Origin of the sequence: Vibrio sp. FE10, from assembly GCF_030297155.1 — a bacterium.
Classification (GTDB): domain Bacteria; phylum Pseudomonadota; class Gammaproteobacteria; order Enterobacterales; family Vibrionaceae; genus Vibrio; species Vibrio apostichopi.
Map to the genome: position 1 here is coordinate 1,443,050 of NZ_AP028067.1, position 17,044 is coordinate 1,460,093.

Below are 17,044 nucleotides of genomic sequence, written 5' to 3' on the forward strand. Positions count from 1 at the left end.
CAACAAAATTTTAGAAAACTACAGAATTGGAAGAGAGTTTGAGCAAAAAGAATGCAAATTGAGTATGAACTGACAGCTTAGTTACATCAAAAAGAAAGAAATTTTCAAATTGATGCAACTAAAATTGAATGACTATGCGTTGATTTGCGTAACCAGTTTATTGATTTTGCCCATCAGGTTTGGTGCAAGTTTAGAGATTGCACGCTGTTCTTCAAGAACAGAGGTGAGTATCTCGTTGCCTGTAAGCGGGTTTGCCAATACAACACGGAAAACAATGATCGGCTGATGTGACCAAGCTTCTGGATTCAAGCGGGTTCTGGAAACAAAAGACTTGCCAGTTTCACGCTGTTTCTTCTGAATAAATTTAGTGAGCTCATTGAGTAACTCATTCAATTCAACACGTTGTTGAGCACCAGCTTTTAGCAAGGCGGCTTTTACTGATTCAGGGAGATAGCGATACGTCAGTAGGCACAGCTCTGGCTCGGACACTAACTCAAAATCACTTTGTTCTTTAATCAGGTCAGCGAAATAACGTGCTTTGTTGATGCTTTGGTCGATCAGCAGCTCATAGCCAGGGCGGCTGATGATATGCATTGACGCATAAACGAGCATCGCCATACCGGAACGAGAGCCTTCTAGAGTGTGGCTACCTAGGTCTTTCGAACCCTTACGCAATATGTATTGAGCATGATGTTCAATCGCTGTCATCGCGTCTGGCTTCTTAAACAAAACCATACCCGCACCCATAGGGATGTAGAGCTGTTTATGCGCGTCTATTGTGACAGAGTCCGCTAACTCAATACCATCAAGTAAATGACGGTGATTGTTCGACATCAGCGTTGCGCCCCCCCAAGCTGCATCCACGTGGAAGTGGCAGTCAGACTCGGCACATACCTCTGCAATTTCTCTTAGAGGGTCGATATTGCCAGTTTCGGTCGTACCCGCTACGCCAATCACGGCAAAAGGCTTAATCTTGTTCTGCTTAAGCTGCTCGATCTTGAGTCTCAGGTCGTCAGTGCAAATACGGTTATTGTTATCCGTTTTTACTGAAACAAGGCCTTCTTGGCCAATACCGAGTACATCGGCTGCTTTTTTCAAAGAGTAGTGACCGCGTTCAGAAACCAAGATAGCGAGACCTTCGTAGTCGTAGTGCTTCATGGCTTTGAACAAGCCTTCTTTCTCTACACCTTTGAACGAGCCTTGCGCTTTCAATGCATTATTACGAGCAACCCAAAGCGCAGTAATGTTCGCGATGGTACCGCCAGAACAAAACGCACCTAAAGAGTGGTTGGCGCTGTGCATCCAACGAGAATAAAACTGGTCGCTGTCTTGATAGATCAAACGGTGCAACATCCCCAAAACTTGGCGTTCAAGAGGAGTGAAAGCTTTTGACGTTTCGATTTTTACTAGATTCTGATTCAACGCAATCATGATTTTAGACAGCGGCATCAGGAAATAGGGTAGTGCAGACGTCATGTGGCCAATAAAACTTGGCGACGACGTATGTACAGAATGAGATACGAGAGAATCGAGGAGATGCTCGGTATGTTCTGAAACAAACTCAGGCTGCTCAGGGATATGAGCATTCGAAAAATCTTTCTCAATCTCACGCAATGGCTTTTCTTCAGCCACAATGTGTTCACGTAAGAATTGATTCAGGTTTCGTGAAAGTTTGTCTTCGATTTGAGTGAGTGTTGAATCTGGGCCTTCAGGTACTGTAAAGATACGTAGAAGACTGTCGAAGCTAACATCTGCTGTTTTTTGTTCCGTAACCATAGCAAGCGAGTTATTTTTCTTATATTGACGCGAGCGGGACAATTTAAACGAAAACGGGAACAATGTCCCGTCTTAATTATGAAATCCAACTTCCCACAAAAGCATAGTAAATCAAGGGTTATTTACACTTGATCGCTTCAAGTTTAGCAATCGACTGGTTGTAACGCTGCAGTGCAGTATCGATTTGCTTAGGGTGGCTCAGTAGCTCAGCAAACGCTGAACGTAGCTCGTAGTTTTGAGCGTGAGGGGTTGATTGACGGTCATCGAACGTCTGCTTAGCAATTTTGCCAAGCTCATCATCACGTGTTGAAAGCGTTTTAATATCGTGCTGTTCTAGTTGTAACCAACCTTCAACCGACTGTGCTGTCGCAACTTTGCTTGAATCATTCACTAAGTAGTAGTTTACCGCAGCGCGGTTGAGTTCAAAATGGTGTTTACGACCTTCTAGGAACCACTCACTTACTTCTTTGAGCTCTGGATATTGCTCAGACGTTAATGCAGCAAGATCAGCATACCAATTCAAAGAAGCGTCGATGTATGCATCATACTTTGTTGATTGGCATTGGTTTGTTTCAGACATTGAATCTGCTGCAAAAGAGAAAGTAGAAGTTGAAGCTAGCAGTAATGCGACGCAAAGGCGTTTCATAGTGGTTCCTTTTGTAAGTTTATTCTTTTTAGAACTTTGTCGTTACAGAGTACCGTGATCATTATTTGTTGAGCAATGACACTTAGTGTCTTTTTATTTCGGTAACTGTATCGGTATCTTGGGCTTTGGTACTAAGAAATGCATTCTAATCTAAAACAATCGCTATTCCTGCGATCTAGTTAGCAAGAGATACAAAGAACAACATCATAATCGGGACGAGAAGACTCAATATAAACCCGCTGACGATGGCGATAGGGACACATCGAACGCCGCCTGTTGTTTGAATGACAGGCAAGGTGAAGTCCATTGCGGTTGCACCAGCATAGCCAATAGAAGTACACGGATAACTGCGAATCAGCACCGGGATCAGCACTAGGGCCACCAACTCTCTTAGTAGCTCAAGCATGAACGATGCACCACCATAGACTGGGCCAAAAGCGTCACCCATTAGAATGCCTGCCAGGGAATACCAACCGAATCCGGATGACATTGCTAAAGCTTTAAAGAGGGGTATATCAAGTAAGTAAGCGGCAATCACGCCACCGATCATTGAGGTCACGATAATCGTAAGAGCGATCACCATGCCGTGTTTGTTCAGTAAGATTTGTCTGAGGGTCAATCCGCTATTGCGCAGTTGAATGCCAATAAAGAACAGAAGAACGAATAGAATCCATTCACTTGCAGTGTCGACCCAATCAAGCCCTATTGGGAGAACTAAGCCCGCAATGAGGCCAGAACCGACCACCAGAATCAATTTTGCAGATTCCATCGCCATTGATGATAGGGGGAGCTTTTTCTGGCTGCTGTCAGTTTTAAGCGGCAGTAATTTATCGATTGCTGGCAGCGCCATTAGGTTGCATACGCTTAAACAGACAAAGAAAGTGACAGTATAAAGAAGGATTGTCTGTAGATTACTGCCTAGGTTATCGAGCGCGGCTAAGCTCAGCCCCATAAGCGATAGGATTACGTAGATCAGCCTAGACGTCGAGCGATTAATGAACTCTAACGTCTGAGTGTTTGATATAGAAAAAAGATACCCCACGACGAGTGGCGCAAATATAAAGATCATCCCTGTAAACATGCTTTCCCTTTTGCATTTACTTACTATTACAACTACTTAGCAATTTTACGATGGCTTAGAAGCCGCTAGCGTTGATAACGTCGCTTAGCTTTGCATTAAAATCATTTTTACTCAAGTTGCTTAGTTTATAAAGAACTTCGGCACCCGTGACATTAAGCTCCACTTCATGTTCATCGATGTTTTCATCCTTGTTTCTAAACATCAAAAGGTGATTGGCAATTCGTGCAATATCAAGATAAGACACTTCGCGCTCTTCTTGCTGATTGATGGTGTTACTACACACATCAATGAAGTCACTGTCGAATCCCCAACGTCTAAGAACTAGCTTACTGGTTGCAGAGCATTGGCCTTGGAATATTTGCAGAGCGATATCGTGGTCTAGGTAGTTCCCATTTTCGAGATAGAGATGATACTCACTTACTAGGCAGAACAAACCAATATCGGCTAATAGCCCGACGAGTAGAGATTTCTCATGCTCGAGGTAGCGATATTCGATAGGGGACAGTTCTTTGAAGCTATTGGTAACCAGTACCATCGTCGCGCCAAGTTCTTTTGAGATAGAAGCGCTTTGCACCAAAACCTGATTACATTCGTGGTTTAGATTCACAGAATGCTTAAGCTGTTCGATAGCTTGGGCAGTGACGATATCTCTTACTCTCAATATCCCTAAGCGTGATACTGCCGTCATAATGTCGACACAGGTGATATTCCGTCTGTTAAATACCACAGAATTAGCAACGCGAATCACAATAGCCGTTAGGCCAGGGTCTTCAAGTAAGCACTCAGCAACCTCGGCAATGCCCGTTGAATCTTGGGTGCATAATTTTTGAATTTTTAAAACGACTTCAGGGATAGGAGGAAGGGTTATTTTTCCCGCTGAGATAGAATGGCCAACAAGTTGGGCAAACTCGGATTCTAGACCCTTTAAGAGAAGAGCCTTATTTTGTGGTAGCCAGAAAAACGATAAATGATTCATATAAAAAGTAAAAAATGTATGTGGACCTATTTTACAAGCCGCGATGCTGCGAGGCAATACTCATCGGGCCTCATAAACCTAGAAAACTTGAACCGATGTATCACCAAACATCAAAAACCATTCATATTTTGATGTTTTACTGTGATGTCAATCATGAAAAACCAGAATACTCAATTGATGGATGTGAACTAAGTCCAGACTTATTTTTCTTTTCAAAGTATCATTTATTTAAAGGTGAAAAACGAAATCATAATATTCACCTAAACAATAAAAAATAGATTTAACATTTTTCGCATAAAAAAGCTGCTTGTCTGGTGATCAACCTAATCGGGGTAATTTGATTAAGGATCAACGGATATGACCGAGACAGCATTTATTAATTACGTGAATCAATTTGGTGAGCATCAAAAACGTTCTATGTTCGGAGGTATTGGCCTCTTTCAAAATGACGCTATGTTCGCTTTGTTGAGTGAAGGTTGTTTATTTATTAGAGGTGGCAAGTCATTAGATAAAAAACTGACGGATCTTGATTGTGAAAAGTATCGTCATGTGAAAAAGCAGACAACAGCAACCGTAAATTACTACGATATTACGGATCTGTTTACATGTGAACATCCTGAATTGGATAGCATTATTCGTACTTCAATCGATAATTCAATTCAACAACGTAGCTTCAAAAAATCATCCGCTAGCCGTAGATTGAGAGATCTTCCAAACATGCAACTCACATTAGAGCGCATGGTGAAAAAAGCAGGTGTTGATGATGTTTCAATGTTTATGCAGTTAGGCGCGCCTGAAGTGTTTAATAAGGTTCGCGAAGCGTACGGCAATGATGTTGACCTAAAACTACTTTGGAAATTTGCGGGCGCAATTGATGGTATCCACTGGAAACTATTGCAAGAACCACGCAAGCAGCAATTATTGAAGAGCTGCCACTAAAGAAGTCATCCCTCTATGCTTAAGATTACTGTTAATAAATAAAAACCGAGGAATATCCTCGGTTTTTTTGTTTCTGTTTTAGCCGGATTTCTTAAAAGACTAAGTATCAAAAGGCTAAGAGCTCATGGAGAGCTTATTTGCTAGGGCTGTCTCGCTAAGTATTAGTACTTGAAACGAGCAGTGAACATAAGTTGATCACCGTAGAAGTCGTTGATACGAGCTTCAGCACCTAGAGAGAATAGCTCTGTAGAGTGGAAACGAGCGTAAACAGAACCTGTCCAATCATCGTTGTCATCGATTGAAACGTAACCACCTTTACCGCCCACTTCTAGTTGTGGACCAAGCCATTGGCGAACACCAACGTTGATTTCCATACCGATATCAGTAGAGCTTGAGTTTTCAGGCTGAACGATACGCGCTAGCATTTCACCAGTTAGGTCAGCCCAGTTGTTTAATGGAGCGTGGAAACCAAGTCCTACAGCTGAGTCGTAATCGCCTTCAAATTCTGAATCGATACGTGCTATAGCGTGAGCATTCGGGTGAATTGACTTACTGAACGCACCACCAAATGTTACTGGGCTAGCACCGATACGTGCTTCAAAGTAATCGTAGTTAAAGTTACTCATTACTTGTGGTTGTTCATCAACAGCTAGTGCTGGGCTAGAAGCCAATAGCATAGCGGTAGTAAGTAGAATTTTGCGCATAACGACCGTAAACCTTTAATTAGTGTTAATTCCTTTGGTTTGAGAAAAATCAGGCAAACCATAAACATTGAGACAGTTTAATCTAACTCACGGAAAAGTAATCCATAAAAATGCGAATCATTTGTCAATTAGCCAAAAAATGAGCAAATTATGTATCACTCTGTAACTGAGATCTCATGTTTTCGGGCGATTCACAAAAAATTAAGCGTTACTCTCCAAAACTTGTCCGTTTATTCGCCATCGCGGTAAGGATACGTTCGGTATCTAAGACTGACGTCCAGTTCAATAACTGCTTGTCATTGGCAATCACGAAGTCGGTTAGCTGTTGTGTGATCGTGTCTCTGAGCTGGTCGCCTCGCCAAGGCTTAGAGATATAGAAATCAAGTGCAGCATTATTGATGGCCGTTACTGTGTCTTCAAGCCCGGCTTGGCCTGTGAGCAGCAGTTTGCGCGTTGGTTGCGTCGAGTCGTGCTGGTTTAGCTCGATGAGAAAATCGATGCCCGTTTTGTCAGGCATGATGTGGTCACACAAAATTAAGGCGAGCTTAATACCATCTTGTCCCATTTCTTTAATCACTTGCTTGGCTTCATCGACCGATTCGGCTCCTTCAACAATAAAGTTTTCTTCAAATGGCGCTAAGTCTTGAAGGACACTGTTGAGAACTTCAGGTTCATCATCGACACATAAAATTAGGTACTTATTCATGAGGTGCTCCTTCTTGTTTGAACGGAAGCCACACTTGCATGTGAGTATGGCTACCTACCTCAGACTCGACCAAAATAAAACCTTGATGAGCCGAAACGATTTGTTGAGAAATGGATAACCCAATCCCTAAGCCAAAGTTGCCTTCTTTTTTGGTGGTGAAGTTTGGGTTGAAAATAGTGTTGATGTCTTCCTTGGCGATGCCGTGGCCAGTGTCTGATATTTGCACCACTAAAAAAGTGTCGTCTCCCTCTGTTTGTTGAGAGGTGGTGATAGAGACTGTTCCTCGCTCTGAAAGCGCATCCAGTGCATTGGAGATAAGGTTTGTCCAAACTTGTTGTAATGCGAGTGACTGGCACAATAAAGGCGGAAGGTCGGTGTCGTAGTGTTTTTCGAGTTGATGATGTTTAAGTCTGTTTTCAAAGATCACTAAGGTGTCTTCTAGTCCTTCATGGATATCCGCGTAGTGACGCACTTCTTCATCTTCTCGGGCGTAGCTTTTTAGGCTTTTCACCATATCGGCAATGCGCTTGCTGCACACTTGAATCGAACGAATAGAGTTTCCTACATAATGGTAATGCTCTAAGTCGTTAAGCAGTTCTTTGCCCGCAATAGGGGAGTCTTTTAAGGTATCTAAAACCACAGAGTCTTGGCTCAAGTTCAGTCTCACGGCTTTTTTAGCGAGCGTACGATCATCGATAGTCGATGAGAGGTGCTTAACGAGTTGTCTCTCTTGCGCCGTGGATAGAGGCTTAGCCAATTTTGAGTGTGCTAATACTTCCGTCCCTTTATTCGATTCTGGGAGTGACGAGTTTTCGAGTATCTGGTCGAGATGTTCAGATAAGGTTTCAATACTTCGCAAGATCGCTGCAATCGGGTTGTTCAACTCATGAGCAACACCCGCTACAAGCTGACCCAGCATCGCCATCTTCTCTTTCTCAATCAATTGTTGATGGGCTGATTCCAATGATTCCAGTGTTTGTTGCAGCTTGATCTTATTGGTGATGCTTCGTTGCAAACGGCGATTAAAGTGACGGAGTAACAGGTTAGTAAAGAGCGGGAGCAGGGTATTGTTTGAATGCATAACCTGAGCAAAGCTATCTTTATCGAGCTTGATCACTCGTGTCTGGGTTAGGGTGATCGCAGTAGAGAATGAAGGTTCACCTGTCACGAATGACATCCCGCCAACAATGTTGCCCTTAGAGTGACGCACAACTTCGCGTTGTTGCCCCAGCTCATCTTTTTTATAGAGAGCGGCTTCACCTTCAATGATTAACCAAAGAAAGCGATTGTCTTCACCTTCTACAGTCAGCAGATGTTCTGGCGAGTAATCACGAATGGCTTTGGTTTTGTCGTCTTTCGAAAAGACATCCTGCAAAGCATTGACGACACGCTCAGCAAGGGCGTTGTCAGAAAGCTGGTGGTAATCGTGAATGAACCCAGATTGGAACGAATGAATCTTTTGTTCGATGTGTGCTCTTAGTAAGCGTTGTTGATCCAACGCATCACTGTAAGACAAAAGGTTTTCTGGGTCGTACTCGATGACAAAAGAAGTCAGCTCTTTTTGTGCTGATTTGAAGAGAACCTGATCTTGAACCGGTTTGGTTAGGCAGTGGTTGAGCCTACCTTCGTTCACTGCGGTTAGAATGGATTGAATGTCTGACGAGGCGCTCACCAATATCGTTCTTGCGGTATTACTATGAGGCAGCTGTTCAAGTTCAATCAGAAATTGCACACCATTGAATTCAGAATGATGGTGAGAGATCACCAAGGCGACGGTTTGGTGATTGTCGTGGATATCTTCTAATGCGTGATGCGCGTCTTCTAAGTTCTCAGCAGTATAAATGTCGAATACATAAGACAACGGAGCCAGCTCCGAGCGTATTCTTTCAATGCTCACCGGATTATTGTCCAAACAAATAACAGCGTATTGATTCACGGTTCAACCTTAGTAGTAGCGACGCTTCTAGCCTACCAAGAAGCGCTTAATAAGGATGAGAGCTAGCCGTTAATTTGTTGAGGGAATTGAAGTATCGAGCAATAGACTGATTTAACTCAATGTTTCTTGTTTGCTACTGATGGGTTAGACTAAAAAAAACAGACTAGTGTAGAAAGAGAACTCATGGAACAGTTAAGAAAAATTGGCGCAATTGGCGGAGCAATCGCATTGGCACTTTGTTGGCCACTTGCGGTTGGGCAAATTGGACAAAACGCAATTACAGATGGCGTTGCAAAGCTTAACAATTCAAGCATTCAAGCTGAGATCGTGGAATACGATAGAGGTTATCTTTCTTCTAATGTAACCACTCGCGTAACTGTGACGGATGAGAGCTTGAAAGAGCAACTTGCGCTCGACGGCTTACCAAGTGAGTTTGTCATTAATAGTGCAGTTAGCCATGGTTTGGTGAGCTTAAACGCGCTGTCGACGTTTGAGAATACTGATATTTTACCTCTTACTCTGACTACCAGCACTGAGCTAAACGGCAACACGGATTTCAACTTCGAGTTAAGCCAGTTCAATCACCAAGGCTCAGAAGAAAATGGCACCTCGGTCTCTATCACGAAGTCGAATCTGTCTGGCCATGCCACTGTATTAGGGCAGGTCGATTACGAGCTTTCTATCCCATCGGTTCAAATTGATTTTGAAACGGGTGAAGAGGTGACACTATCTAACCTAAAAGGTATTGGTTCAGGCCAGCAAGCGAAAGGTTACTGGTTAGGCACGCAGAATTTTACTATTGATAGCTTCTTGATTTCAGATTCTGCAATGCAGCCATTCATGACCATCGAAAACTCTAAGTACGATTTTGAATCGCATCTAGATGAAGCGACTAAGCGCTTGAGCAGCAGCCTTAAGCTCGATATCGCCAACATCGAAACCAACGAAGGCCAGTTGAACAATCTAAACGTCGATTTTGAAATGTCGAAACTAGATAGCCAGTCGTTTGAGAAAATCTTTGAAATTTACCAGGCGAATCCTGTTCTGACGCAAGAAGATGTGGCTGAGATCATTCCGTTCATCGATGTACTGTTTGCTAAAGGCTTCGACCTTTCAATGAACAATATGTCGTTAGAATTAGGCAAGGGTCAGTTTGAATCTAAGTGGTTGGTGAGCGTACCGGAAGGCACAGAGAACATCAGCAGCAACCCTTCAATGATTGTTCCTGCATTAACCGGTAATGTTCAATCTAGCTTCTCAAATGAACTTGTCGAAGAATACCCATTCATCCGTGAAGGGATCGACGAATTGATCGTGATGGAAATGATCAAGCAAACAGAAAGTGGTTATGAAATCACGGCTGACCTAGAGAATGGAAATCTAGTGTTTGAAAATGGACAAGAAATTCCATTAATTGCACTGCTTATGCCGGCTTTTGTTCAATAAAAAGAGTCGGGCTTAATACTGATAGGGCGATCTAACGGGTTAAGTTAAACATTTTGTACGGTACGAAACAAAAGAGGTCTTAAGACCTCTTTTGTTGTTTTTATGTTGGGTAAAACATGGTATTACTTGCATAGTTATTATTTAGCAGGAGCAATCATCCCCATGGAACTTACATTAGATAACGTATTCAACTTTAGTGCTGGCCCAGCGGCACTGCCTAAACCGGTAATGAAACAAGCACAAGCGGACTTCATTGATTGGAATGGTTTAGGCACTTCCGTTATGGAAATCAGCCATCGCAGCAAAGAGTTTATTCAAGTTGCCGATGAGTCTGAGCAAGACCTACGTGATCTTCTGAACATCCCAGACAACTATAAAGTGCTTTTCTGTCAGGGGGGCGCTCGTGCTCAATTCGCTGCTGTTCCTCTAAACCTTCTAGGCGACGCGACGAAAGCAACTTACATTGATGCGGGTTACTGGGCTGAAAGTGCGGTGACTGAAGCAAGTAAGTACTGCGAAATCGACGTATTTAATGCTAAGACATCGATTGATGGCAAAGCGGCTGTTGTTCCGGCTAAAGATTGGAAAATTGACCCAGAAGCGGCATACGTGCACTTTTGTCCAAATGAAACCATCGATGGCATCGAAATCAGTGAGCTTCCGCAAACAGATAAGCCAATCGTTGCTGACATGTCATCTAACATCTTGTCTCGCAAAATCGATGTTTCTCAGTATGGTGTTATTTACGCGGGCGCTCAAAAGAACATTGGCCCTGCAGGCATCTGCATTGCTATCGTGCGTGATGACCTACTAGAACTAGCAAACGACGTGCTGCCGAGCATTCTGAACTACAAAGTGCTTGCTGAAAAAGACTCAATGTTCAACACGCCACCAACCTACGCATGGTACTTATCTGGCTTAGTTTTCAAATGGTTGAAAGCTCAAGGTGGTGTTGAAGCGATGGAACGTGTTAACCAAGAAAAAGCAGCGCTACTTTACAACGCGATTGATGATTCTGCTTTCTACAAAAACGACGTTCATACAGCAAACCGTTCAAGAATGAACGTGCCTTTCCAATTAGCGAAACCAGAACTAGACGCTAAGTTTTTAGAACTGGCTGACGCTGCTGGTCTGAAATCGCTAAAAGGTCACAGAGCGGTAGGCGGAATGAGAGCTTCACTTTACAACGCGATGTCTTTGGAAGGCGTGCAAGTACTAGTCAGCTTCATGAAAGACTTCGAAGATAAATACGCTTAATCAATAACAGAAGTTTGAACAATAAATAGCATCCTTGCTTTGGATTGTGTCAGATGTACTAAACGAGATGAATGCCGCTTTTGCGGCATTTTTTTTTTGCCTAAAAAAGCATAAAGGGTATGATATGTTGCACTGTGTTGTTCAGAGTTAAGCTGAACAAAAAGGTTTGGTTGTTATCGGAGGAGGGCAACTCGTATCGATAGAAAAATGAACAGATAGCTTGGTTTTTCTGTTTATTACTGACCTTTTACTATATAACGTCTTGCCCCAAAGTAACGACGAACCCCAACAGCCAATATCATCACCATTCTTGATGATTTCTGGCGTCATTCGAGACATGATACTTTTCGCCATGAGGAATTAGGTGTGAGATTTTTGAGTATATTAGCGGCGTTGTTCCCCGTGGTTACTTGCGCCTCTACGCTCGAAATATGGGCAGGTATCAATTACGAAACCGCTGATTATGTTAAAGAACACATCGAATCGATGACTGATCACCGTGTCGAAATACGACCATTTGATATCAACAGTATCCGCTCAGAGCTTCTTGTCGCAGACCCTCGAGACAATACCTTTCCTGATGTCATTTGGGTGCCTTCTGATTTCTTGGGGCTTACTGAGTATATCGAGTTAGCAACGTTACCTTCCGCTTGGGTCGATACTTCGCGCTATGAGAAAAAAGCCCTTGATGCAGTGGTGATTAATGGTGAACTTAAGGCGTTACCAGTCGGAATTGGTAACCAGTTAGTTCTGTATTCGAACAAGCCACAAGACCGTGCCATTACTTGGGAAGAGTTGATTCAACTCTCATCTGTTTCGAAGCGTGCCAGTGTTTTGTTCCCAAATCCAAACATGTACTTCTATCTGGCGTTCTTCCAACTGTTTTCTCAAGACATGCTTTCATCAAGAAACATTGATGGGGAAGGTTTGGTCTCAATTTTTGAGTTCATCGATAAGCTTGAGAAAGCCAAAACCATTGAAGCATCTTGCAATGAGACATGTGCGAGGCAACGTTTCATTGCTGGTGAAGTCGAGTTTTTGATTGATGGCGATTGGGCTTTTAGCGAACTAGATCTGGCGTATGGCGAGCACTTACATGTGAACTCTTTACCTACCTATCGCGACAAGGCGATGTCTTCATTTAGTGGTGCCAAGATTTTCGCGATCACAAAGAAAGGGATGAACAACCCAGAGAAAAGAGAAGCATTAAAAGAAGTTGTTCAGTACTTACAATCGAACAGTTTTACTTATTTGGCGCATTCAAACGCGATGATCTCGCCATTTCGTGAGGTGAACCAACGCCGTGTTGAAGAAGGGAACACCACTTTCTCTAATATGTACGATGAATTTCAATCATCGCAAATGATGTCGAGTGACTACAAAATGGCGATCGTATGGGAAGCTACGGCACGAGCGTATGAGCGATATAAGTCGGGAATGCCGAAGCAAGAGCTGAACAAATTTTACGATGACTTTGTAAGTTACTATTCAGCGAACATGAGGTCTGGCGATTGAAACTTTCATTGAAATACTCCATGGGTTTGGTGTTCTTGGCGTGTTCGTTATTCCCAGTTTATCTAGCCGGTCAACTGATACTGAATAAGCAGAATGAAAGCTCTCTCGAACAAAAAGAGATCAAGCTCGCCAACTCAACGGCGGGTATTCAGCAAACGGTGCAAGAGCAGCTCAACCTTACAGCCAGTCTCACGCAGTGGTATTCGCAAGATCGTTCATTGATTAAAGCGGGTGGGAATATCTTTTTCTCTAGTGTTGTGTGGGACAAGATGGAAAGCTTTAACGCACTAGCCGATAGCGTGTCCGCAACCTATATATTGGATAGTCACTGGAAGCCCATTTATGACAGCAAAGGTAGCTTGTATCATTTTGAACAAAGTCAGTTACTTGAGGATTTGAAGCGTCCTGAGTCTGCGTACAAGCAAGGTAAGTTGTTTCATGCTGAGTTTATCGAACCGGAAATCGCCGATAACGCGGATTCAGGTATCGTTTTTGTCGCGCCAATTTTGCCGTATCGGTTGATAGAGGGCTCAAGTTATACGCCGCAAGGCTATCTTGTAGTGCTGATGGGCTACGACCGATTAGAGTCTAAAGTAGCGCCTTTCCTATATGACAATGAGTCAGTGGAGTTTGATTATTTGGCTTCGGTTAGCGATAAAACTGAACAAACAGGCACCCAGTTAATCTCTAACGACAATAAGCTGTTTTCAGAAGCACTAACATTAGCGGTGAAACACCATGTATCGGACAGTGCTCGTTTACGGGAGATGCAGCAATCTCAGGTAGTGTTTGTTCGAATATTATTTGCGACATTAGCCGTCGCAATTGTCTTCGCGTTGATGTTGAATCGCGCCTTTTCGAGACAACTTAATTTGCTCACAGGTTCGGTGGAGTCCTACTCAAACAATCAGCCTCCTGAGCACAATCCAGATAAGCATCGTTTTACTGAGTTCACTGTATTTAGCCGTTTATTGGAAAAGATGTGGTCTCGAATACAGAGTCAATTGAGTGAACTGACGGTACGTAATGATCAGTTGAGATCCGCCTATCAACAGATCAAAGAGAACAACCACAAGCTTGAAAGTTTTAACACACAGCTAGAGCAAACGGTGGAAGATAAAACGAGTAAATTAACGCATTCATTATCCCGTGAAGAGTCTCAGAAAAACCGTATTCTTAAGATCGTTAAGTTTGCTTCTATGAGACAAAGTGTCGAGTATCGCTTGATTCCTGAGTTGGTGAATCAACAGCTGGAATCGTTACTTCCTGACAGCTTAATCCAATTCAGCTTTAACTCTGTTTCTGATGGCGACATTGCTCATGGTGACATTTCTCATGGCGATATTGCTGATAGCGACATGACTAGTCGCTACAAAGATTTAAAAGATTTAAAAGATTTAAAAGATTTAAAAGATTTAAAAGATTTAAAAGATTCAAAAGGCACCACGATTGGTTACTTCTCGTCTCAGGACTTTGGTTTACTGAGTGAGGAAGACTTATTGATTTTCGACCTATACCAAAAACAGTTAGCTGGTTGGATAGAGCTTGAGAACATTACTCGCATCAACATGCCAACAGGGTGCTATAACCGTAAAGCCTTCGACGAGGATCTGGATTTCTCTAAGCAACGTGCTACAGAGTACAAAGAGAGTTTGTCTTTGCTGATCATTGACATTAATGGACTAAAGAGCGCCAATGATCAGTATGGACATGCGGTGGGTGATGAGTTGATCAAAGGCTGTACGGATGTGATTCGTAATCGGTTAAGCCATACCAGTAATCTGTATCGATTAGGTGGTGATGAGTTTGCCATTCTTACTTTGAAGCCTGATGAGCAACACGCGCAAGACCCTCACCAACTCGCTGAGCAGCTGTACACGGATCAAATCGACCAGGCCGTCGAAACGCAAGTCGGCGTTAGCATACCGGTTAGATTCTCGATTGGCGTCGCGTCAACGGAATCGACAGAAGTCGAGCAGCTGTTCTCTCAAGCGGATGAAGATATGTATCGCCAAAAGCGTCGTTATTATCAAGATCTAGCTGAAGTCGCAAAGTAGCGTAAGTCACCCTGTAAATTAGAGTCAGGGCTTAAAGATAGGCTTTTACTACCTTCTTCGACCATTAAATCGAAACTGCTGTGGCGTGACATCAAAAGACGCCTTGAAGGCTTTAATGTAAGACGAGTCGTTTTGATAGCCGACTTGGTCAGCAATACTTTGGATTGAGAACTCTTCATCGAGTAAAGACAACGAATAAATCAGCCGGATTTGTTGTCGCCACAACTGAAATGATGTGTTGAACTCTTTTGAGAATAATCGCGACAAGGTTCGCTCTGATGCACCGACTTTCTCTCCCCACTCCTTTAGCGACAAATCCAATGTTGGCGTCTCTGTCAGCGCTTCAAATATAAGCTTCAAGCGTCGGTCTTCAGGAAGCAACAATTGATATGTCTGAATGTTGTCTTTGATGATCTGATCGTGCAATACCGAGAGTAATCGCGATACCTCTTCATCACTCACTAATCCTTCGCACTGTCTGCGAATTTCCTGCAATAGTGCATTCAAAAACGGCGTCAGGGTAATGGTTCGAACTTGAGGTTCATACTTAATACCAAAGGCTGGATTAAGGTAAATGCCGACAAACGTCGTATGGCTTAATGCGATAGATTCATGTTGAATCCTTGCAGGTACAAACAAAGCAGAAGTATGGGGCACAAGGTGTTGGTAGTGCTCGGTTTTCGTTTGCAGTAGGCCTTTGATCGGGAAGATCACTTGATGCCACGTATGTTGGTGCATTGCATCGACGTATCCCCTGGGCATGTCGATGGTCTTCACCAACGCGGGCGAATTCGGGTTAGCGACCATCATCTCATTTGAGGTGATGATTCCGGAGTGAGAATCTATTTGGCGGGTTGGCATGGTTAACTGTCTTTATATCCCTATTCTGACGTGGCGGGACTAGGCTATCATGCCCGGCAAAGTGAATGAAGTAGAGAGGGCACGCGTATGCGATATCAAGTTGAAATATCGAAAGAAAACCAACTACTATTCAAGGTCGATATTGAAGGCATTAATCAAAACAAGTGTGAAGCATCGCTCGAAACGGTCTTGGTTAAGTTTCCGAAAACAGAAGGTTATCAGCGTCATGTATCGCTTTCGAACAGCGAAACACGTTATCTAAAGAGCACTGAAACCCACATTGAAGTATTAGCATCGGTTCCGGTATTTAAATCACTGGGCGAGCAATAAGTTGGCGTTAGCTCGTATAAAACAGCAAATAAGTTTCAGGTAAGAAGGAAGAGATATGAAGAAGTTAGGCGTAGTAAATAGTGTATTGGCAGGCAAAACCGTTACTTTTGCGCACGGTGCAAATAGCGCTATTGATAAGCAGGTTTTGTCGGAGCGCCAGTACGCTACAGAGCTGGGTTTTACCAATGATGAACAAGGTGATCCTCGCTTTCATGGCGGCATTCAAAAAGCCCTTCATATCTACCCGAGCGAGCACTACCCAGTTTGGCAGCAAGAACTGGGTGATAAAGACATCTTCCAATTTGCAGGCGCATTTGGCGAGAACCTAAGCTCAAGCGGTATTACAGAACAATCCATTTTTTTGAAAGATAAGATTCGTATTGGCTCAACTTTATTGGAAGTCTCACAGGGGCGCATGCCTTGTTGGAAGCTCAATGTACGATTCGATCAAAACGATATGGCAAGAAGACTGCAAGACACACTTCGAACGGGTTGGTACTTCCGAGTCTTGGAAGAAGGCGATATTGGCGCAGGCGATGAGATCATTCTGTGTGAAAGGCCTTACCCAGATTGGTCGTTAGCGCGCATCATGGGCGCGGTGTTTACTGGCAGCCTTGATAGAGAAGAGTTAAGTCAGATGGCTGAACTACCGTTAGTCGAATCTTGGGGCAACCTGGTTGAGCGTCGTCTAGAAACCGGTGAAGTCGAAGATTGGGAGATGCGTTTAGTTGGCCCTACAGCAGCATAAACTCGGATGAGAAAAACAATAAAGCCCACTAATGGAAGTTAGTGGGCTTTATGTTTATACGCTCTG

The 17,044-nt window shown here is 43.2% G+C and carries 15 protein-coding genes; 7 read left to right on the top strand and 8 right to left on the bottom strand.

Going from position 1 to position 17,044, the window contains the following annotated elements:
• Positions 1 to 132: 132 nt before the first annotated feature.
• From panP to QUF19_RS06530, 4 genes are all read right to left on the bottom strand, one after another.
• Positions 133 to 1,776: a pyridoxal-dependent aspartate 1-decarboxylase PanP gene (gene panP, locus QUF19_RS06515; RefSeq protein WP_286297849.1), complete on the bottom strand. Its 1,644-nt coding sequence runs from the start codon at positions 1,774 to 1,776 to the stop codon at positions 133 to 135.
• Between the two features lie 118 nt (positions 1,777 to 1,894).
• The gene (locus QUF19_RS06520; protein ID WP_102439048.1) at positions 1,895 to 2,422 is read right to left on the bottom strand and encodes a hypothetical protein; all 528 of its coding nucleotides are present in this window, start codon (positions 2,420 to 2,422) and stop codon (positions 1,895 to 1,897) included.
• 175 nt (positions 2,423 to 2,597) lie between these two features.
• Positions 2,598 to 3,503, bottom strand: a complete 906-nt coding sequence (locus QUF19_RS06525; RefSeq protein WP_017111641.1) for a LysO family transporter — start codon at positions 3,501 to 3,503, stop codon at positions 2,598 to 2,600.
• A gap of 55 nt (positions 3,504 to 3,558) precedes the next feature.
• Entirely contained in the window at positions 3,559 to 4,479 is a 921-nt protein-coding gene (locus QUF19_RS06530) for an HDOD domain-containing protein (protein WP_286297854.1), read from the bottom strand.
• Between the two features lie 357 nt (positions 4,480 to 4,836).
• On the opposite strand from QUF19_RS06530, the gene QUF19_RS06535 reads away from it, so the two are divergent.
• A complete protein-coding gene (locus QUF19_RS06535) occupies positions 4,837 to 5,418 on the top strand; it encodes a TfoX/Sxy family DNA transformation protein (protein ID WP_017060401.1) in 582 nt (193 codons plus the stop codon).
• A gap of 161 nt (positions 5,419 to 5,579) precedes the next feature.
• Here the strand turns inward: QUF19_RS06535 and QUF19_RS06540 are convergent, their stop codons facing one another.
• The 3 genes from QUF19_RS06540 to QUF19_RS06550 form a co-directional block, all read right to left on the bottom strand.
• A complete protein-coding gene (locus QUF19_RS06540; protein ID WP_017108221.1) occupies positions 5,580 to 6,122 on the bottom strand; it encodes a hypothetical protein in 543 nt (180 codons plus the stop codon).
• A 208-nt stretch (positions 6,123 to 6,330) separates the two neighbouring features.
• A complete protein-coding gene (locus tag QUF19_RS06545) occupies positions 6,331 to 6,828 on the bottom strand; it encodes a response regulator (RefSeq protein ID WP_286297861.1) in 498 nt (165 codons plus the stop codon).
• Positions 6,821 to 8,764, bottom strand: coding sequence for an ATP-binding protein (locus QUF19_RS06550; RefSeq protein WP_286297864.1), 1,944 nt, complete (start codon positions 8,762 to 8,764; stop codon positions 6,821 to 6,823). The genes QUF19_RS06545 and QUF19_RS06550 overlap by 8 nt, the downstream gene beginning before the upstream one ends.
• 183 nt (positions 8,765 to 8,947) lie before the next feature.
• On the opposite strand from QUF19_RS06550, the gene QUF19_RS06555 reads away from it, so the two are divergent.
• The 4 genes from QUF19_RS06555 (at position 8,948) to QUF19_RS06570 (ending at position 15,039) form a co-directional block, all read left to right on the top strand.
• Entirely contained in the window at positions 8,948 to 10,210 is a 1,263-nt protein-coding gene (locus QUF19_RS06555; RefSeq protein ID WP_102439056.1) for a DUF945 family protein, read from the top strand.
• Positions 10,211 to 10,372: 162 nt separating this feature from the next.
• The gene (serC, locus tag QUF19_RS06560; RefSeq protein ID WP_286297867.1) at positions 10,373 to 11,467 is read left to right on the top strand and encodes a 3-phosphoserine/phosphohydroxythreonine transaminase; all 1,095 of its coding nucleotides are present in this window, start codon (positions 10,373 to 10,375) and stop codon (positions 11,465 to 11,467) included.
• 366 nt (positions 11,468 to 11,833) lie between these two features.
• Positions 11,834 to 12,982 (top strand): sugar ABC transporter substrate-binding protein, encoded by a 1,149-nt coding sequence (locus QUF19_RS06565; protein WP_286297869.1) that lies wholly within the window; start codon positions 11,834 to 11,836, stop codon positions 12,980 to 12,982.
• A 20-nt stretch (positions 12,983 to 13,002) separates the two neighbouring features.
• Entirely contained in the window at positions 13,003 to 15,039 is a 2,037-nt protein-coding gene (locus QUF19_RS06570) for a diguanylate cyclase (protein ID WP_286298825.1), read from the top strand.
• Positions 15,040 to 15,087: 48 nt separating this feature from the next.
• Here the strand turns inward: QUF19_RS06570 and QUF19_RS06575 are convergent, their stop codons facing one another.
• Positions 15,088 to 15,900: an AraC family transcriptional regulator gene (locus QUF19_RS06575; protein ID WP_286297870.1), complete on the bottom strand. Its 813-nt coding sequence runs from the start codon at positions 15,898 to 15,900 to the stop codon at positions 15,088 to 15,090.
• A gap of 87 nt (positions 15,901 to 15,987) precedes the next feature.
• Between QUF19_RS06575 and QUF19_RS06580 the strand changes: the two genes are divergently transcribed.
• Positions 15,988 to 16,230 (top strand): hypothetical protein, encoded by a 243-nt coding sequence (locus QUF19_RS06580; protein WP_286297871.1) that lies wholly within the window; start codon positions 15,988 to 15,990, stop codon positions 16,228 to 16,230.
• A gap of 55 nt (positions 16,231 to 16,285) precedes the next feature.
• Positions 16,286 to 16,978, top strand: coding sequence for an MOSC domain-containing protein (locus tag QUF19_RS06585; RefSeq protein WP_286297872.1), 693 nt, complete (start codon positions 16,286 to 16,288; stop codon positions 16,976 to 16,978).
• Positions 16,979 to 17,044: the final 66 nt, after the last annotated feature.